Origin of the sequence: Veillonella sp. VA141, from assembly GCF_003992175.1 — a bacterium.
In the GTDB taxonomy this organism is placed as follows: domain Bacteria; phylum Bacillota; class Negativicutes; order Veillonellales; family Veillonellaceae; genus F0422.
Genome location: NZ_RQVM01000007.1, coordinates 11,684 through 32,279, shown reverse-complemented (window position 1 = coordinate 32,279; position 20,596 = coordinate 11,684). Strand labels below are relative to the sequence as shown.

General features: G+C 40.5%; 8 protein-coding genes and 5 tRNA genes. 12 read left to right on the top strand and 1 reads right to left on the bottom strand.

All coding sequences use genetic code 11. From position 1 onward, the window contains the following. Positions 1-89: 89 nt before the first annotated feature. From cobT to EO112_RS07675, 10 genes are all read left to right on the top strand, one after another. Complete coding sequence (gene cobT, locus EO112_RS07720) at positions 90-1,136, top strand: nicotinate-nucleotide--dimethylbenzimidazole phosphoribosyltransferase (protein ID WP_127163779.1); 1,047 nt, start codon at positions 90-92, stop codon at positions 1,134-1,136. Next, positions 1,129-2,193: a nicotinate-nucleotide--dimethylbenzimidazole phosphoribosyltransferase gene (locus tag EO112_RS07715; RefSeq protein ID WP_127163777.1), complete on the top strand. Its 1,065-nt coding sequence runs from the start codon at positions 1,129-1,131 to the stop codon at positions 2,191-2,193. The genes cobT and EO112_RS07715 overlap by 8 nt, the downstream gene beginning before the upstream one ends. 44 nt (positions 2,194-2,237) lie before the next feature. Continuing rightward, the gene (locus EO112_RS07710) at positions 2,238-2,561 is read left to right on the top strand and encodes a nucleotidyltransferase family protein (RefSeq protein ID WP_009352801.1); all 324 of its coding nucleotides are present in this window, start codon (positions 2,238-2,240) and stop codon (positions 2,559-2,561) included. Further along, positions 2,536-2,841: a DUF86 domain-containing protein gene (locus tag EO112_RS07705; RefSeq protein WP_009352799.1), complete on the top strand. Its 306-nt coding sequence runs from the start codon at positions 2,536-2,538 to the stop codon at positions 2,839-2,841. The genes EO112_RS07710 and EO112_RS07705 overlap by 26 nt, the downstream gene beginning before the upstream one ends. Before the next feature lie 238 nt (positions 2,842-3,079). Continuing rightward, positions 3,080-3,154, top strand: a tRNA-Gly gene (locus EO112_RS07700). 10 nt (positions 3,155-3,164) lie between these two features. Next, positions 3,165-3,240: transfer RNA gene (locus tag EO112_RS07695), tRNA-Asn, on the top strand. 27 nt (positions 3,241-3,267) lie between these two features. After that, positions 3,268-3,343: transfer RNA gene (locus EO112_RS07690), tRNA-Lys, on the top strand. Between the two features lie 10 nt (positions 3,344-3,353). Beyond that, positions 3,354-3,428 (top strand) — tRNA-Glu (locus EO112_RS07685). A 3-nt stretch (positions 3,429-3,431) separates the two neighbouring features. Continuing rightward, positions 3,432-3,507, top strand: a tRNA-Val gene (locus EO112_RS07680). Between the two features lie 134 nt (positions 3,508-3,641). Then, complete coding sequence (locus EO112_RS07675) at positions 3,642-5,015, top strand: LPO_1073/Vpar_1526 family protein (RefSeq protein ID WP_062401226.1); 1,374 nt, start codon at positions 3,642-3,644, stop codon at positions 5,013-5,015. A 150-nt stretch (positions 5,016-5,165) separates the two neighbouring features. On the opposite strand, the gene EO112_RS07670 is transcribed toward EO112_RS07675, so the two are convergent. Next, positions 5,166-5,876, bottom strand: coding sequence for a Crp/Fnr family transcriptional regulator (locus EO112_RS07670; RefSeq protein WP_009352800.1), 711 nt, complete (start codon positions 5,874-5,876; stop codon positions 5,166-5,168). Positions 5,877-6,130: 254 nt separating this feature from the next. Between EO112_RS07670 and hcp the strand changes: the two genes are divergently transcribed. Further along, positions 6,131-7,696 (top strand): hydroxylamine reductase, encoded by a 1,566-nt coding sequence (hcp, locus tag EO112_RS07665; protein WP_009352798.1) that lies wholly within the window; start codon positions 6,131-6,133, stop codon positions 7,694-7,696. A 1,459-nt stretch (positions 7,697-9,155) separates the two neighbouring features. Further along, positions 9,156-20,561 carry an ESPR-type extended signal peptide-containing protein gene (locus tag EO112_RS07660; protein WP_127163775.1) on the top strand — a complete coding sequence of 3,802 codons (11,406 nt, stop codon included), beginning with the start codon at positions 9,156-9,158 and terminating at the stop codon, positions 20,559-20,561. Positions 20,562-20,596 lie beyond the last annotated feature (35 nt).

Here is a 20,596-nt window from a genome sequence, read left to right as displayed (position 1 = left end):
CAAAAAATACTTTATAATGGAATCAACTTGGCATAGTCTAGGGCTATGCTTTTTTGTATTCTTATGATGGGTTTCACATAGGAGGACGTATGAGTTTATATGAAAGTACATTGGCACGGATTGTGCCACGGAATAAAGAGATTGAACGAGCAATTGGGGAACAGTGGAGTAAGGGGACTCCATACGGTTCATATGGTAAGTTAGCGACGATGGTAGAGCATTATGCGGCAGCTACGAATCAAGTGAATCCAGCAGCTCCTAAGCCTTGTATGATCATCGCCTCTGGTGACCATGGTGTGGCAAAAATCGGTGTCAGTGCCTACCCGCAAGAGGTAACGGTGCACATGACTATGAACTACTTGATTCCAAAAGGGGCCGCAGCCAATGCGCTAGCGAATTATTGTGGTGCTCAAATTGAAGTCATCGACGTAGGGGTAGCGGCAGATATGTCCGCTGTGCCAGGCTTACATCATCACAAAGTAATGCCGAATGGTACGAACAACATGCTAGAAGAACCAGCTATGCCTATGGATAAAGCTATTGAGGCCGTTGAGGTGGGCATTGCTTTCGTAGAAGAGAAGGTGAAAGAAGGTTTCAACACCTTCCTAGTGGGCGAAATGGGCATTGGTAACACTACGTCCAGTGCAGTCATTACAGCGAAGTTCTCCGGACTTTCAGCGGACGAAGCAACGGGACGAGGTACGAATATTTCGGACGAACGGTTGAAAGTGAAACAAAAAGTCGTCTACGATGCACTAGTAAAATATGCAGATATTCCACCTACAGATGGATTGGGTGTTTTATCTGCCGTAGGGGGCTTGGAGTTTGCTTGTCTAGTAGGTGTTATCCTAGGGGCGGCAGCGAATCATGCGTTGGTAGTTATTGATGGATTCAATACTACCGCCTGTGCTTTGATTGCTCATGCTATGAACCCGCACACCATGGATTACGTGATGGCATCTCATTTGTCTGCTGAGAAAGCTCACAAAGATTCGCTGAAAACATTGGGCTTAGAAGCTTATGTAGACCTTGGATTCTGCTTGGGGGAGGCCACTGGGGGATCTATGCAAATGCAAATGTTGAACTTAGCTGTGGACATGTTCCACGAAGTTGCAGGAGGTGAGCACCATGCGTAATTTTGTCATCGAACCATTGCACAAACCGTCCATGGAGGAATGCCGTTTGCGCATCGACAACCTAACAAAACCATTGTATTCCTTGGCACGTCTAGAGGGGATTACAGAGCGTATGGCAGGGATTCTGAAAGAGGAAAAACCTAATAATCTTCGTCATGCTGTTGTTATCGTAGGAGCTGATATCGCTGTAGATGGACCACAAAACCAAACACATGGCGTGGAAAGCTTGAAAGCTATGGAACGGTTAGCCTCTGGACACTCTGCTACCCATGGAGCAGCGAAGAAAATTGGTGCTCCTGTGTTCTTAGTGGATGCTGGTCTAGAATTGGATACTAGCCATATCGAAGGTGTGCGCCAGCATAAATTAGCCAAAGGGTCTAAATTTTTCCGCATGCATGCGGCGTTGACACCTGACATCGTAGAACAAGGCTTAGAAGTAGGCTTTGCCTTGGCAGATGAATTGAGCCACAAGGGGTACCAAACGATAGCTATCGGTACTGTCGGTGAAAGAAACTTACTTTCAGCCTTGGCAGTCACAGCAGGAATTACAGGATATCCGATGGCAGAGTTGTTAGCAGAGAATAATTGCACCTTGAGCATTCAAGAAAAAGCAAAACAGTTGACGGCAAGTTTGGCAGAACACGATTTGCCGAGCCAAGACGGCGTGCATGTATTAGCCACCGTAGGCTCTCCAGACGTGGTGGTCTTAACAGGACTCATCTTGGGGGCGGCTAGCCATCGTATGGCAGTGGTCTTCGACACGGCGGAAACAGGAGCAGCCGTACTAGCTGCAAAATGTATCAACGAAGCAGTCATGGACTACGTGTTCCCATCTGTTCATACAGGGGAACCAGTGCAAGCAGCACAAATGAAATACTTGGGAATCAAGCCGCATCTGTTCTATGGCTTTGAAATGGATGAAGCCTTAGGATCTACTATGGGGTTGTCTGTTCTTGATGCGGGTATGCACATGTTAAATGATATGAAAACATTCGGTGAAGCTAGTGTAAACGTGGCTGTCGATGGACCGGGATCTAAGCGTCAGGATGGACGGTAATAGTTACTAATTATGTGGTATAATATAGAAAAGGAGGAAGTAGTATGAAAACACTTGATGAGATTCGTAACTTAATTGCTCCGGTTCTAGAGCTATATCACGTGAAATCAGCCTATCTTTTTGGCTCTTATGCTCGTGGTGAGGCTACAGAAACTAGTGATGTAGATTTGTTTGTAGTTTTTGATAATGATAGTATTAGTTTGTTTGAAGTGGGCGGTCTTTTAGAAACTTTAAAAGAAGTGTTGCAAATGGATGTAGATTTGCTTACTGATGGAAATAAATTGACTAAACGATTTCAAGAAAATTTATATAGAGATATGATTCATATATATGGTGATATCTATGGAGAACAAAGATATATTAGTTGATGTATTGGATTTAATAGATAGGTTAGATGCGTCTGTTAAGCTATATAAAATTCAAGTAATTGCAGAGACATTAGGAAAGGTTTCTCAAGATTTTAAGGATAGCCATACTGAAATTCCTTGGAAAAATATTAAAGGCATGCGAAATCAGTTGTCTCATAATTATGGGCAAAATAACTATAGACTTATTTGGAGCACGTATAAAGAAAAGTTACCAGAATTGAGAGAACAATTGGTGGCCATATTGGACGACGAATATGGTTTTGAAAATGAGATGTTTTAAAAAAATAGTAAAGATTGTAGCAAGCTATATCCCTGATAGTGTGCTACAATCTTTTTTGTATCTTTTCTATCAAGGTTGTCTAATATATTGAAAATATAACAATATTATATGTTGATAGGATGAAGTTATCATATGCTGTTTAAGAAAAAATATTTGTTAAAAATATGTTGACAACTATCCAAATTTTTTGGTATTATAAATGAGCAGTCGCAAGAAAGAAAACCAGGATTGCATACATGCGGAAATAGCTCAGCGGTAGAGCACCGCCTTGCCAAGGCGGGGGTCGCGAGTTCGAATCTCGTTTTCCGCTCCAGTTTGTTCATTCCTCGATAGCTCAGCAGGTAGAGCAATCGGCTGTTAACCGATCGGTCGTAGGTTCGAGTCCTACTCGAGGAGCCAACTTACTTTCGGTTAGTATACTATCATGACCCACTAGCTCAGTTGGCAGAGCACCTGACTTTTAATCAGGGTGTCCCGCGTTCGAGTCGCGGGTGGGTCACCACTTACAACATGGCCCGTTGGTCAAGCGGTTAAGACACCGCCCTTTCACGGCGGTATCGGGGGTTCGATTCCCCCACGGGTCACCATATGGACGATTAGCTCAGCTGGGAGAGCGCCTGCCTTACAAGCAGGATGTCGGCAGTTCGATCCTGTCATCGTCCACCACGCTAGGAACTACCTAAGGGTAGTTCCTTTTTTATAGGTAAAAGTATGAATAGTACTTTTAAAGATACACATAAATCGGTATAATAAGGATAGTAAAGACAGATAACATTGCAGTATAACTAGGAGGATTTTCTATGGATGGATTAATAGAACTTTCATTGCGATATGGACCATATGTGGTTATTTTAGGAGTGATTTGTCTATTTCTTTTATGTTGCTACTTCTTATTTCGGGATAAGAAAGGAAGTACTAGCAACAAAATAGTGGATTCGCTATCATATGATGATCCTTATGAACACCAAAGAAGGACATTTCAAAATCCCTATGCTCTTCGAGACGAAGAACTATCCGTAGATCCTGTGGAAGATGATTTTGTAGAAGGTATAGTCTCAGAAGAATTAGTCCGTGCTGTGAAAGAACAACCGCCGGAAGAAGCAGAAGATGCGACTAGAATTATGCCAAAAGTAACGGAACGTATGATTACCGAGACGATAGAGGCTCAACCAGAGGCGTCTATTAAACTAGCTGTAAAAGAGCAAACATTACTAGATAAAGCGGTAGCTCAATATAAATCTGCATTCGGTATTTTAAATCCTGAATCTGAAGAAAAGGTTACTGAGATTACAGAAGCCATATTGGCGCAATTAGATACTGAATCAGAGGAAGAAACTACGCATTTATTTGAAAATATAGCGTTACAAGAAAGTTTATTACATGTACAAAAGGCGTATGTAGCGAATTCTACTGAGTGGATGAAAGAAATCCTCTTAGAAACTTTCAAAGATGTGGTGGAACAACCTCAATCTAGCACATTATATTTGGTAGCTGTTGATGCATTGAAGAGTTTAGTACATTTACAAGTGGGACATTTGCAAGCATTAGCTATCTCATTGATCATACAGTATTCTAAAAATTCTAATAACTATTCGGTAGAAAATTTCCGCCATTATTTGGAAAAGTATATTGAACCATTCATGAGTGATTTGCCACGAAAAGAAGATATGTATCAACAATTAGAATATTTGCGTTGTATTTCTTTTGGGGACACTTTATCATTTCAACAAATTATGAGAAATTCCTATCCTCTTGTATTTGATTACCGTGGATTTAGTCATGAAGAGTTAGCTTTTATAGTACAAGATACGCCAGTTAAGATGCCTATTGTCGTAGAAAGTATTAACTCTTCATTATTGAAATTGATGGCTGTCGATGAATATATGTTACCTAGCTTATTCAAACGAGCTGGACTCACAGATATTAGTATCCAAAATGGGTTAACTCGTCTTGCTTTTGGTAAGGCCGTTGATTGGGATAGTACATCGTTTGATGAAGTATTGGAACGTATCTCTCCATTATTAGTGGATTTTAGTCATATTTATGATCGAGGACCGCTTAGTCGTTTGCATCTCACTTTGCTAGGCATTTATTTGGGCAGTGCTATGGTACGTGCTACTATTCACGAACAATTTGATGTATCTCCTTGGTTTGATACTTCTGGACGACACTAGAAATAAAATTGAATACAATAATCCCCTACACTTCCGGACGAAGGAATCGGATGCAGTAGGGGATTTTATGTTGATAGATGCAGAATTTACGTAAGAGAAGTGTCAGTTTAGAAGGAAAAAAGGATACTGCTAAGGCAGCATCCTTTTATATTAAAATGAAAAATCTTCGATGGTTTCAATATCCACTAACTCTACTTCTTTGCCGTGGAATTGGATAATCCGTTCGTCTTGTAAACGTCCCAGTTCACGACTGAGTGCGGTGCGGCTTACGTTGAGGACGTCTGCCATTTCTTGCCGATTGTGTGGCAAGGTGAGGATGTTCTTTTTTTGCACTCGGTGAAGATCCATAAAGTAGGCAAAAATTTTCTCGCGCATCCCTTTGAGAGATAGATAATGTACTTTGCGGGTCAGTTGCATAGCCTTTTCGGATAGGTCGTGCATGAGGTTCGTGAGCAATTGGATTTGGCAAGTTTGACAGTCCGGAAATGCTTTGGTGAAAGTTTCAATCGGTAAAAACAAAACGATCGCATCTTTTGTAGCTTCAATCGTAGCAGGCCACAGAGGATGGTTACTAAAGAGCAAGGCTTCCCCGAACATAGAGGACGGCTCTAGCTCCGTTACGATAGTTCGTTGTCCTAACATGTTTTCTCGCGTTAACAAAGCACGACCTTCCAATAAGATGCCAATGCCTTCCATAGGATCACCGGCGATGGCGATGAAGGAGTTTTTTTTGAAACTTTGCACCTTCACATTTGCATGGGATAAAAAAAGTGACAAATTTTCTGGTGTAATATGTGCACATAAGGGGGATTGTTGAATCGTATTCATGTATGTTTCTAATGTAGGATGTAATGTCGACATAGGACCTCCGTTAAATTAGAGAGTATACTTTATTTTTGTACTTTTATTATAGCATGAATAAAAGTATAGGGAAAACTATATAAAATGTAGCCAAGGATACGTTTTTTCTGCTTTCAGTATACTATACTAAATGCATAGATAACAAGATAATGCTATGCACTCCTGTTGTAGGATGGTTGTGTATAGAAACGATATCTAAAACAAAGTATGTTGTAGAAAACATGTTTATGGGCAAAGTTCCCAAGGAGGTTATTATGAGTATGTTCTGTTTCCAATGTGAACAAACAGCGCAACCAAATGGTTGTACAGTACAAGGTGTATGTGGTAAAACAGCACCGGTTGCAAATTTACAAGACGAATTAACAGCAGCCTTGATCGGTTTAGCTCGTGCAATGCAAGCTACAGAAGTAACGTTAGAAAACGTACAATTGTTAAAACGTGGTTTATTCATGTGCGTAACAAACGTAAACTTCTCCGAAGATCGTGTACAAGAGTTTATCGATGTGATCAACAATGCGCACAACAAATTAGATGCGAACATTCCTAACTTTGATTGGGAAGAATTGTGGAAAGGTCATGAAGACATCGTATCCTTACGTTCCACATTGTTATTAGGTATGCGTGGTATGGCTGCGTACGCATGGCATGCAGCAGTATTGGGCTATAACGATCCAGAAGTTGACGCTTGGTTCGTAAAAGGCCTTGTAGAAATGGCGAAAGACCACAGCGCAGAAGAATGGTTAGGCCTATTGATGGAATTCGGTGGCATCAACCTTGCTTGCATGGCGTTGTTAGACAAAGCAAACACAACTACATACGGTACTCCAGTTCCAACAACTGTACCTTTAACAGTAGAACCAGGTCCTTTCATCGTAGTAACAGGCCATGATTTACATGACCTTAAAATGTTATTGGAACAAACTGATGGCAAAGGCGTTAACATCTATACACATGGTGAAATGCTTCCATGTCATGCGTACCCTGAATTGAAAAAACATCCTCAATTGAAAGGTAACTTCGGTACTGCATGGCAAAACCAACAAAAAGAATTTGACGGCGTTCCAGGTGCATTCTTGTTCACAACAAACTGCATTATGCCACCAAAACAAACATACATTAAAAACATCTTCACAACTGACATGGTTGGTTTCGATGGCTGTGGTCATGTGGAACACAACGAAGATGGCACAAAAGATTTCTCTGCAGTCATCGAACGCGCTATTGAATTAGGCGGTTACAAAGAGCCACAACAATTCACTGGTATCAACGGTGGTACAGAAGTGACAACTGGTTTCGGTCATGGTACAGTACTTGGCGTAGCTGATAAAGTAATTGATGCGGTGAAAGCTGGCGCTATTAAACATTTCTTCTTGGTAGGCGGTTGCGACGGTGCTAAAGTAGGCCGTAACTACTACACTGAGTTCGTAAAACAAACTCCAGAAGATACTATGGTATTGACTCTTGCTTGTGGTAAATACCGTTTCAACGACCTTAACATCGGTGAAATCGGTGGCTTGCCTCGTATCCTAGATATGGGTCAATGTAACGATGCATACTCTGCGATCCAAGTAGCGGTAGCATTAGCAGGCGCTTTTGAATGTGACGTAAACGAATTACCATTGACATTAGTATTGTCTTGGTACGAACAAAAAGCGGTATGTATCCTATTAACATTATTGTCCTTAGGCATCCGCAACATCTACATCGGACCATCCTTGCCAAAATTCTTGTCCGGCACAGTACTTGGCATCTTAGTTGAAAAATTCAACTTACATCCGATTACAACACCAGAAGAAGATATGAAAGCGATCTTAGGCTAAGACGTCTCTTATTTCGCTATGCAGCCTTGTGGCGGTGTTAACTAAATAAGATGAAGGGAAGAGCACGGTATACCCCCTCACAAACGGTATTTCATAATGTTTGTTCGGGGGCACACCGTGCTCTTCTTGTATTTGTTTGATTTAGGTAGTAAGGAACGCCACAAAGGCTGCTACACCTAACGGCATTCCTCTGTCATTTGCAAACTTGCGCTTTGCTTAGTTTGCTGTTAGTAATGGCGTTAAGTCAATATAAACAGTACGAATAGATTATGTTATAATAAAATTACAAGAGTCATTAACGTGTTGTTAGGCTCATCTCTTCCTATTATGGGAGGAGGTGGTTGCTATGACTAAGTATGAGAAAATCTCTTTGATGATTTCTATTGCTGGTTTAGTAATTCAGCTCATTGATCTACTTAAGTAGACAATGAAAAAGCCTAACGTAAAGAGGTCTGACTACCTCACACGTTAGGCTGATTTCATCTTTATTATTGTCTTGAGATGAGCCTAACGCCAGCTACACGTTGATGGCTCTTCTTTTATTGTCTTAATTATAGCACAGGTTATAGGCACAATACAATCGTTTCTTGTTTCTCTATGCAGCCTTGTGGCGTCTTAACTAAATAGGGCAAAGGGAAGAGCACGACATATTCCGACCCGAACTGATACAATGGTTAGGTTTGCTCTGGAACATGTCGTACTCTTCTTGCATTTTCGTAATTTGATCAGTAAGGGGCGCCACAAAGGCTGCTACTCGTAACTACGCTCCTTAGGAGTAGAGGGGAGCTGTAAAGGCATCATTTTTCAGTCTGTGAATACAGTAAAAAAGGATAAAGAGTGAAAAAGTTATCTTAGCATAATTTTAATGTAGCATAGTAAGTAAATTCTGTGCATAGAATGAGCATTTTTGTGTAATACTATATGAATACATGATGCAATAAAAGAATGAAGTAGTAAATCCTATGCGTTTTAGGTATATTTAAGATAAAATAGCAGAAATTAATATATAATGTGATTTTCAAGTCTGTATTAAGTCGTTTATAAATATTCAAAGAATATATAAATTAATCTATTTTTTTGCAACAAAATACATAATTAAAAATAAAAATACATATATAAATTGCTGTTTTGAAATGCTTGTATTTCTAGGATAAAATCAATCTATACTAATTTAATATGCATATTATAAATGGCTTGTATTCTTTTTATTTGTTGTATATAATTTTATGCATAATGTAATATAGGTATATTAGTCAATGAAGGAAACTAGAGTGCTAGTTTAAGTTTGCTAATATACCTTATATTAGTTTTATCAGTAGAAGATAACAATACCATAGTTTATGAGCTATAACTTAAAAAGAGATAGAAACTATGGTTTTTTTGTGTTTCTTATATACAAGACAGTTAATGATATTAAAATCATATGCGTATAGATGATAAATGAAAGGTGAGGAATTACATGGCATTGAATCGTATTTATAAAGTTGTGTGGAGTAAAACAAAGGGCTGTTATGTGGTTGTATCAGAACTGGCAAAACGGGTGGGTCGTAATAAGGCGAAAGCTATTGTGATTAGTTCTGCTGTCATGGCTATGGCGGTGAGCCCTATCTTGACAAGTACAGTAGGTGCAGTTAATACCCCTGGTACAGGTCGTGATAATGCTGTAGCCTTGGGACAAGAATCAAAAGTTGAGGATAACAATGGTGTGGCCATAGGTAAAAAAGCACAATCTACAAAAGACAGTGCAATTGCCCTAGGTTTTGAATCTAAATCTACTGGTGACCAGTCAGTTGCTATTGGGTTGCAGACTAAAGCAACTAATGAACAAGCAGTGGCAGTAGGTTCTAAAAGTCAAGCAACTGGTAAGAATTCCATTGCTATCGGTAATGAAGTAAATGCATCGAATGAATTCAGTGTTGCCTTAGGTAGTAAAACACAATCAACGAATAAGTACACCACAGCGGTCGGCGCAACAGCTTCTGCGAGTCAAGAAGGAGCTACAGCTTTAGGATATAAGGCTAGCGCTACGGCTAAAGATACAATTGCTATAGGTAACTCAGCGAAGGCAGAACAAGAAGGCGTCTTAGCCTTGGGAGCGCAAGCATATGCAAAAGCAGCTGATACAATAGCAATTGGTAACTCAGCAACTGCCAAACAAGTGGGAGATATCATCATTGGTAAGGATGCAAAAAGTCGTGACCAAGGTGGGGGACGTAGTGTTGCCCTTGGCTTTAAAGCAACTGCGGGTAGCAGTAGAAGTAATTATGAAAAAGATGATGCTAGTACGGGGAAACGAGGAGATGACGGTAGTGTGGCTATTGGTACGAATGCCTATACAGGACTTAATAGGACTAATACTGCCGTTAACAGTTCCGTTGCGATTGGTGCTGGTGCGGGGGTAGGCTATCGTTCCGTAGGGCCTGATGGAACTCCTCTTGGCGTTGGTACAGATGCAGATGATAATGCAACCGTGCTGGTGAAAGCTTTTGGAGGTACTACTAGCAAATTAGATTATTATAAACCTGCAGGAGATGCTAACAAGGATGGATTCTTCTCATTTCAAGGCGTAGATATTAATGAAGGTACAGCTTTAGGTCGTAACACTCGTGCTATAGGGGACCAATCGGTAGCGATAGGCGCTCAATCCGTAGCAGGTCAGGGTTCTATCGTTATCGGTGGTAATGATATTCAAGCCTATGACCAAAAGAAATATTTTAAAGCAGCAAATCCAAATAATGGACCAGCGAATACTGTAAATGATTACGATGCGCCCACAACACCTGGCACAGGAAAAAATGGACAGCCTATTACAATTAGCAAGAAATATGAAGAACTGGTAGGTGCAGGCCTAGATAGATCTTGGCGTGCTAGCTATGGTCAAGATGGTTCAACGGTAATCGGTATGCAGGCCCATTCAACGACTCCATTAGGCGTGGCGATTGGTACAAACTCTATCGTTAGAAAAGGTGCCTTTGGTGCCACAGCCATCGGTTCTGGAGCATCCGTATTGGCGAATGCGGAGGCAGCAGTAGCCATCGGTATGGGATCGGAAGCACAAGGTAACTATGCCGTAGCGGCTGGTACAGCAGCGCGTGCAGCAGAGTCTGCTGTAGCTGTTGGTTATAGTGCTACGGCAACCGATGCTTCCGTTGCTGTAGGTCAGTTAGCAAAAGCAACGAAAGTAGCAGACATTGCGGTAGGTCAAGGTGCCGTTGCTTCTGGTGAACAAGGTGCCATTGCTATGGGTCTTGGTACACAGGCACAAGGTCATTCTTCCATCATGATTGGTGGTTCTGAAATCACTAAAGTGGCTGCGCAAACTGTTAAATACCAAAAAGAAAAGAAGGAAAATGGCAAGACAGTTATCAAAACAACAACTAAGGTAGAACATATTGGTGGGGAAGATGTACACCGTACGATTCGTTCTGTAGAAATGGAAAGCGCTAGTGGTACTATTCAACAAGCCTATGGAGAATTAACGAATGGTGGCACCTTGAATACAGATACCTTAGATTATTCTTCGGCGGCGAATAAAAATGGTCATGGTTCTATTTCCATGGGGGTTCACTCCTTGTCGACTGGTGATCTAGGAACTGCTATTGGTACTGGTGCTCGTGTGACGAAATTAGGTGGTGTGGCCCTAGGTACAGGAGCGATTTCTGAGTTACAAAATGGCGTAGCTATCGGTACTGGTTCCAGAGCTGACAAAGACTCCATTGGTACTCGACAAACAGATATTTCCTATGATAAAGAAGGTAAAATTGTACCATTTGATAGTCAAAAAGTAGCCTATACATTCTATTGGGCAGGTGGAACAAATACGTCTGAAGGTGACGTAGTATCTTTTGGCTCACCAGGGGCAGAACGTCAATTGAAAAATGTAGCCGCTGGTCGTATTGCAGATGATTCTACAGATGCCATCAACGGTTCTCAGTTGAATTCCGTTACAAAGCGCATGTCCAGTGGTTGGGCTGTAGAAGCTGAAAAAGATAAGGACAGCTCTGGTGTATTGAAATTTAATGGAGCGACAGCTACAGAAGGAACTGAAGTACATACTGCTGATGGTAAAACAACAACACGAGAAAATCCAGGTACGGCTACAGGTCATATAGATAAAGTACGTCTTAATGATGAAGTGAAAATTCGTGTAGGCGATAATTTGGTATTACATCAAGAAGATGCATCTAGACCAGTGTATGATGATCCAGATAATCCGACGCGTAAAACAGGAACACGTGTAACTTCTAAATTCACCTATTCTTTGAATCCAGAGTTAACTGGATTAAAAAGCGCTCAGTTTAAAAATAATGCAGGTGATACGACTAATATCAATGGTGCTGGGGTGACAGTCACTCCAGTAACTGTAGGAAAACAACCTGTTTCGTTAACGACTGCAGGTTTGAATAATGGTGGTAATGCGATTTCTAATGTGGCAGGTAATTTATCGAGCACTAAAAATAACGATGCTACCACAGGGGCAAGCAATGCCACTACATCCCAAGCGGCGCCAACCTTAGGGAATGCTGCCAATCAAGTAAATCCGATGAATGCAGCCACTGTATCTGACGTATTGAATGCAGGTTGGAATTTACAAGGTAATAACAAAGCTGTAGATTTTGTGAAGCCTTATGATACTGTGAACTTTGTTAATGGAGATGGCACAACAGCTACTGTAGAAAGTGCAGATGGTAAAATATCTACTGTAAAATATAGCGTAAACCTTGGCGATGGCTTGAAAAAGGATGATGCGACCAACAAAATCACTGTGAGCGCAGCTGACAAATCCTTAACTGTAGGAGCAGATGGAGTTAAGGTTAATCCAGGAGATAAGTCATTAAAAACAACAAATGCTGGTTTAACCGTTAATACAGCAGATAAGTCTTTAGAAGTAACTAATGATGGTTTAAAAGTTAAAACAGATGGTACTACGATTACCACTGACGATACTAATGGATTAAAAGTTGTCACTGGTGCAATCGAACCTGTTAAAACTGGTGCTAACCCGGGCACTGTGAAAGTAAAAGATAACGATGCTGGTAAAATTGCTACCGTAGATTCTGTAGTTAATGCTGTAAATAGTGCGGCTTTTACATTGAAAGCAAGTGCTGATGGTGGTACAAGAAATGCAGGCAGTGGTGTTACTACCGATGGTGAATCCATTAAAGCAGGCAGCACTATAGAAATGATCGCTGGCAAAAACCTAGATGTAAAACATGATGCTAGCGGTAAAATCACATTTGCTACGGTAGAGAATCCTTCTTTCAACACTATTCAAGTAGGTGGCGATCAAGGACCTAAGTTGTCTAAAACAAATGATGGAGACTTGAAAGTGTCTGGCCCTAATGGTACGGATCCAGTGAAAGTTACTAATGTGAAATCTGGATTGGATACGTATGGTGGTAATGTAGCAGGTACAACTAATAAAAACACTGGTTTGGTTGACTTGTCTAAGCCTACCGCAGGAGAACCTAAAGTAAGCGACAATACAGCCGCTACTGTAGGCGATATCCGTAACATGGGTTGGATTGTATCTTCTAATAAAACTACAGGTGCAGATGGTGCAGTTACTGATACAGAATACTCTGGTACAGTGAAAAATGCGAACGAAGTGCGATTTGTTGGTACAGGAAGTGCCATCGTCTCTGGTAAAACAGAAGGCGATGTTCGTACGATCACTGTGAAAGTAGATGACCAAACATCCACTAACAATGCGGTAACACCTATTATTTACACAGATGAAAGTGGCAACCAAGTATATCCAACTGGCAAAAAGGATCCAGATGGAAACCAAATCTTTAATACAAAACCAGATGGAAGTGGTAAACAAGTAACAGGTCCAGTTAAAACAACTGTTAACGGACCAAAAGGTACAAGTACACCAACTACATTATCTAACGTAGAAGGCAACTTGGATGGAGCTAAAATAGGAACAACAGCACCAAAAACAGACGCGGTAGCGCCAAATACAACGAATAAAGCTGGAGATAAGTTTATCAATCCAAATAATGCGGCAACCGTAGGTGATGTATTAAATGCTGGCTGGAACTTACAAAATAATGGCACTGCGAAAGACTTTGTAAAACCATATGATACTGTAAACTTTATCAATGGTCTAAATACAACAGCGGTGGTAACAACATCTGATGATGGTACAACAAGCAATGTAACGTACAACGTAACAGGATTGCCTGTAACTTATACAACAGCAGATGGTACACCAGTGACTAAAATTGGCGATAAATACTATAAAGTTAACGATCAAGGTCAACCAGTAGATGGTACAGGTGCGCCAGTTACGAAGTTCAACAAAGATGGTAAACCAGTTGATAAAGATGGACATGAAGTTCCTGATGTGAACATTACAGATAAACCATTAAAAACATCCTTGGTAAACCCAGCACCGGGAGCTAATAAAACTGGCACAACAAGTCCTACTACATTGGATAATGTGACAAGCAAGTTGGAGAATTACAAAGCGGCTCCAGTGAATGGTAAAGAACCAGCTAAAAATAGTTTGCGAGATTTGACGAATACAAATGTAACGGATAACACAGCGGCTACTGTAGGAGATATCCGTAACATGGGTTGGATTGTATCTTCCAATAAAACTACAGGAGCAAATGGAGCAGTGACTACTGATGAGTATTCAGAGGCTGTAAAAAATGCGAACGAAGTGCGTTTCATCGGCGAAGGCAGTGCTATTGTATCTGGTAAAACAGAGGGTAATGTGCGTACCATCACTGTGAAAGTAGATAATCAAACAGGTATTAATAAAACTGTAACTCCTGTGAATTACACGAAAGCAGATGGTACTAAAGTATATCCTCGAGAAGTAGACAATGGAGATGGAACTAAGACAGTTAAATTCTTTGAAAATCCAGATGGTACAGGTAAAGAAATTCTAAGCACAGAAGTCATTACCTCTGTGAACGGACCAAAAGGAACAACCACTCCAGCAACATTGTCTAACGTAAAATCTAACCTTCCTGATACGAAGAATAACGATGCTACAACAGGTCCAAGCAATGCTACCACAGCTCAAGCAGCACCAAATACAACAAATAAAGCTGGTGACAAATATATCAATCCAAATAATGCCGCTACTGTATCTGATGTATTGAACGCTGGTTGGAACTTACAAAACAATGGCACAGCGAAAGACTTCGTGAAACCATATGACACTGTAAACTTCGTGAACGGTGCAAATACGACAGCAGTAGTGACAACGAATGCTGCAGGTACTGCAAGCGATGTGACTTTCAACGTAACAGGATTGCCTGTGACATATACAACAGAAGATGGTGCACCAGTATCTAAAGTAGGAGATAAATACTACAAAGTTAACGATAAAGGTCAACCTATCAGTGATGCAGGTAAACCAGCAGTAGGCAAAAATAATGATGGTAAATTAGTTGATGAAAATAACAATGTAATTGAACCAATTGATACAACAAAACCATTAAAAACTGCGTTAGTTAATCCAACACCAGCAGGAGATAAACCTAATACAACAACAGCTACACAATTAGGCAATGTAACATCTGGCTTGGACAAATATGGTGATCAAGTAAATAATGCTGATGTACCAGGAACAACGGATAAAAACCGTGGCTTAGTTGATTTATCCAAACCAGCAAATGGAGATCCAAAAGTAAGCGATAATACAGCCGCTACTGTAGGTGATTTGCGTAACATGGGTTGGATTGTATCTGCAGATAAAAAGACAGATGATTTGACTAAGGCGTACTCCGATACAGTGAAAAATGCAAACGAAGTGAAATTCGTTGGCGAAGGTACAGCTATCGTATCTGGTAAAACAGATGGCAATGTACGTACAATCACTGTAAAAGTAGATGACCAAACGTCTACAAACAATGCAGTAACACCTGTGGTGTACACAGATAAAGATGGTAAGCAAGTGTATCCAACTGGTAAAACAGATAACGATGGTAACCAAATCTTCAATACCAAACCAGATGGAAAAGGCGAGGATGTAACTGGTCCTGTTAAAACAACAATTAATGGATCAAAAGGAACTACAAGTCCAACATCTTTGAGCAATGTGAAAAATAACATTCCAGCAGTGAATGATGCTGATAAAAAAGTAACAAATCCTGATGGAACAGATAAACCCGATGCAGGTAATGTAGCAAACATTAACAAAGCTCCATTGACAGCAGAAGAAGCAGCGGACTTGTTGAAACCAACAACAAAAGATGGCAAACCAAATCCTAAGTATATTGGCAACAATGCAGCCACAATATCTGACGTATTAAACGCAGGTTGGAATTTACAAAACAATGGCACTGCAAAAGACTTCGTAAAACCATTCGATACTGTGAACTTTGTAAACGGTGTGAACACGACAGCCGTGGTGACTACATCTGAAGATGGAACCACAAGCAATGTGACATACAATGTAACAGGATTACCTGTAACATACACTACAGCAGATGGTACACCAGTATCCAAAATTGGAGACGATTATTATACAGTGAATGATAAAGGTCAACCAATTGATGCAAATGGTAAGCCAAGTACGAAGGTGAATAAAGATGGTAAACCTGTGGATGAAAATGGAATTGTTATCAAACCAATTGATACAAATGCAAACCCATTAACCTCTTCTTTGGTGAATCCAAATGTTAAAAATACAGATGCTAAACCAAATAAGAAAACTACAGATCCTACACAATTAGGAAATGTAACATCTGGCTTACAAAAATATGGTGATACAGTAGATGGAAAAGAAGTTCCAGGTTCCACAAAAGCTAACAATGGTTTAGTTGATTTATCCACACCAACAGATGGGTCAAAACCTAAAGTAAGCGATAACACAGCTGCTACAGTAGGTGATTTACGTAACATGGGTTGGATTGTATCTTCTGACAAAACAACAGGTGAAACAGACAAGGCCTATACAGATACAGTGAAAAATGCAAATGAAGTGAAATTTGTAGGCGAAGGTACAGCTACCGTATCTGGTAAAACAGATGACAAAGGTGTACGTACAATCACTGTAAAAGTAGATGACCAAACGTCTACAAATAATGCAGTAACACCTGTGGTGTACACAGATAAAGATGGTAAGCAAGTGTATCCAACTGGTAAAACAGATAAAGATGGTAACCAAATCTTCAATACTAAACCAGATGGAAAAGGAGCGGATGTAACAGGTCCTGTTAAAACAACAATTAATGGACCAAAAGGAACCACAAGTCCAACATCTTTGAGCAATGTGAAAAGCAACATTCCAAATGTAAATGATGGATCCAAAACAATTACAAATCCTGATGGTACAGAAAAAACAGGCGATGTAGAAAATATCAACAAAGCGCCATTAACAGCAGAAGAAGCTGCAGCATTAGCAAATCCAAAAACAAAAGATGGACAAACAAATCCTAAGTACATTGGTAACAATGCAGCCACAGTATCTGACGTATTAAACGCAGGTTGGAACTTACAAAACAATGGAGAATCTCGTGATTTTGTAAAACCATATGATACAGTGAACTTTGTAAATGGTCTTGGTACTACCGCGGTGGTAACAACTCGTGAGGGTAACACGGCAAGTGATGTTACATTTAATGTAAAAGCGGCTAATGGTTCTGTAACAGTTGACGAAAATGGCGTAAAAGTAACTATAGGTGAAATGAAGCCAGCAGTAGGTACTGATAATAAGGAAACAGGAGCTATTGCTACACCTGCAGATCCAGCTACAGCTAAGCAATTAAAAGACACCTTAGCAGCTGCTGAAAAAGACTTGTCTGCAGCAAGAGAAGCTTTAAAAGAAGCAGAAAAAGCATTAGCGGCAGATCCGAAAAATTCAGCATTACAACAAGCGGTGGCAGATAAGAAAGCTGATGTAGCTGCTAAACAAACACCAGTAGATGCAGCACAGAAAGCGCATGATGAGGCAGGATTGAACAAAGTTGCTACCGTACAAAATGTAGCAGAAGCAATCAACAATGCAGGCTTCAACTTGAAAACATCTGCTGGCGGGGGAGAAAAACTTACTGGAACTAAGGATGATGGGGAGTTAATTAAACCAAGTAATACTGTGGAAATGGTAGCAGGCAATAACTTGACTGTGAAGCAGGATGCAAATGGTAAAATTACATACGCTACGAAAGATAATGTGACTTTCACCAATGTGGATACAGGCACGTTGAACGTAGGCAGTCCAAATACCTATACAGATGGCAAAGGTAATACGTACACGAAAGTGGGCGCTAACTATTACAAACCAACTGATGTAGTGAATGGCGCTCCAAAACCAGATGCAACACCGGTGGATGTAACAACCCCTGTTACACCAGTGAACCCTGTGACAATGAAAGCAGAAGCGGCGAAACCAGCTACGAATAATGCATCAGATGCACAACCATCTTCTGCATTAAATGTCACATCTAAGGATGGCAAACCAACACAAATTACAGGTGTAGGTTCCACGTTGAATACTAAATCTGTAGATACTACACCACAAGGTACAGCACCAGAAACTATACCAGGAACTACACCTAACACAACACCAGCAAACTTAGTTGATTTGGAAGGTACAGCCGATGCACCTGTGAATAAAAACGCAGCAGCTACGGTAGGTGACCTACAAAATATGGGCTGGGTTGTATCTGCCAAAGATGGCAATGGCTACAAAGATGTGGTGAAAAACGCAAATGTAGTTGATTTCAAAGGTGATCAAGGTGTGACCGTTACTGGTAAAACATTGGCAGATGGTACTCGTGAAATTACAGTAGGAATCAAAGAGGGAGAGGTTACGAATAAAGTAAACATCACCCATGGCAATGGTACAAAAACAGATGCCGTTAAAATCGGAGATAATTACTACAAGGTAGATAAAGATGGTAAACCAGTAGGATTCGAAAAAGGTCCAGATGGTAAACCAGCAGGAACTCCATTGAAGGTTGATCCTAAGACTGACAAAGTAACGAATGCAGGTGCAGGAGTTGTAACAGGCAATGCAGTGGCGAATGCAATCCAAGATTCTGGTTGGAATGTAGGCATTGGTTCTACTGATAAAGATTTCAGTAAAGATACAAAAGTGTATGACAAGGTAAATCCGAATGACGATGTGAAATTCGCAAATGGAGCCAACACCAATGTATCTATGGTAACTGTGGATGCTATTAACGAGGATGGTACTAAGAAAGCAACGACGTATGTGAAAGTAGATGTGAATAGAGATCTTAAAATTGATTCTGTCACAACTGGTGGCACAGCGACTGATAAAAATGGTAATAACCTTGTGAAAGTGGGCGACAAGTACTACAAAGAAGGCGATGTAACAGTGGTTACAAATCCAGATGGAAGTACGACAGTAACACCTAAGAAGGATACCAAACCAGTTCCTCCAGCAGATGTTATTCCAGCTAAAGATGGCGCTATGATCGTGAAAAATGCTGACGGTAAAGATGTGGTATCTGCTACAGTTGGCAAAGACGGCAGCGGTGTCTTCGGTGTGAATGGCAAAGATGGCAAAGATGGTGTATCTATTACAGCCAAAGATGGAGAAGGTGCTATCGGTGTCAATGGTAAAGATGGTGCTACTACAACCATAAAAGGTGATACCATTACTATCAAAGATAAAGAGGGTAATACCAACACAAGCACATCGACTACTGTTATTTTGGCAGATAAGGATAAAAATACTAATACATCTACAGCAGCAGGAACTACGTATAAAGATAAGGATGACAACAAAACTGTAGTAGGACCTAAAGAAATCTCCTTACGAGATAAAGAGGGTAACAATACAGCATCCCTAACGAATAAAGATTTACTCTTGAATGCGAAGGATCCAAAAACTGGCGTAGAAAAAACATCGCATGTATCTGGTGATAAGATAGCTTTCTCAACTACGGATGAAATGGAAAAGGTAGTGGACAAAGACGGTAAACCGGTGATTGATCCTGCTACTGGAAAACAAAAAGAAAAGATTAAAACTCCTGGTAACTCTACGGAGTATACGAACGAAGGACTGAAAGTCATTCCAAATAGTACAGTAGCTCGTGATGTAAATGGTAATCTTACTTTCAAAGATGAAAAGGGTGAGCCAGTCATGAAAGACAAAGACGGTAACTTTGTGTACATGGATAAAGATGGAAAACCTAAACCAGGCGAGAAATATGCGGGCGCTGTAGGAGCGTTGAAACCTAATGTAGTAGATAATACTCGTGTTATCTCTTTCGGTATGGATAAACCAGTGTTAGACAGCAATGGTAACCCTGTGAAAGGTCCAGATGGCAAACCAGTTATGACAGAAGGTATCTCTGCAGGTATGCAACAAATTCACAATGTAGCACCAGGTACAAAAGATACAGATGCAGTTAACGTGTCTCAATTACGAGGTACAACGATTAACATCAATAATCGTATCAATCGTTCTGGAGCACAAGCAGCTGCCTTAGCAGGCTTGCAATCCATCCAGTACGATCCATTGGAGCCAACTCAAATTTCTGCAGGCCTGGGTTACTATCAAGGAGCTAGCGCTTTAGCACTCGGCGTGAACCATTACAAAAATGAATCTACTATGTTCCATGTAGGGGCATCCTTCAATGGTTATGGTAGTGAAGTGATGGCTAATGCAAGTGTGACTTGGAAATTTGGTGCTCGTGCTGATGAAACCGCAGTGAAGGATACATTCCGTCAAGGACCAATCAGTGCCTCTTACACATTACAAGATAAGGTATCTGCCTTAGAAGCACAAAATAAAATTCAAAAAGATCAATTGAATGAACTGCGTGCGACAAACGCTGCTCAAAAAGCAGAGAATGAAGCACAACGTGAAGAATTGGCATTGATGAAAGCGCAAATTGCAGAATTGTTCAAACGCATGAATGGATAATCTTAGACACTAAGAGTATCTATACATCTTGTTGC

Bases quoted from the DNA above. Each gene is read 5' to 3' on its own strand.
- cobT (WP_127163779.1), top strand. From the start codon at position 90: ATGAGTTTATATGAAAGTACATTGGCACGGATTGTGCCACGGAATAAA.
- EO112_RS07715 (WP_127163777.1), top strand. From the start codon at position 1,129: ATGCGTAATTTTGTCATCGAACCATTGCACAAACCGTCCATGGAGGAA.
- EO112_RS07710 (WP_009352801.1), top strand. From the start codon at position 2,238: ATGAAAACACTTGATGAGATTCGTAACTTAATTGCTCCGGTTCTAGAG.
- EO112_RS07705 (WP_009352799.1), top strand. From the start codon at position 2,536: ATGGAGAACAAAGATATATTAGTTGATGTATTGGATTTAATAGATAGG.
- EO112_RS07675 (WP_062401226.1), top strand. From the start codon at position 3,642: ATGGATGGATTAATAGAACTTTCATTGCGATATGGACCATATGTGGTT.
- EO112_RS07670 (WP_009352800.1), bottom strand. From the start codon at position 5,876: ATGTCGACATTACATCCTACATTAGAAACATACATGAATACGATTCAA.
- hcp (WP_009352798.1), top strand. From the start codon at position 6,131: ATGAGTATGTTCTGTTTCCAATGTGAACAAACAGCGCAACCAAATGGT.
- EO112_RS07660 (WP_127163775.1), top strand. From the start codon at position 9,156: ATGGCATTGAATCGTATTTATAAAGTTGTGTGGAGTAAAACAAAGGGC.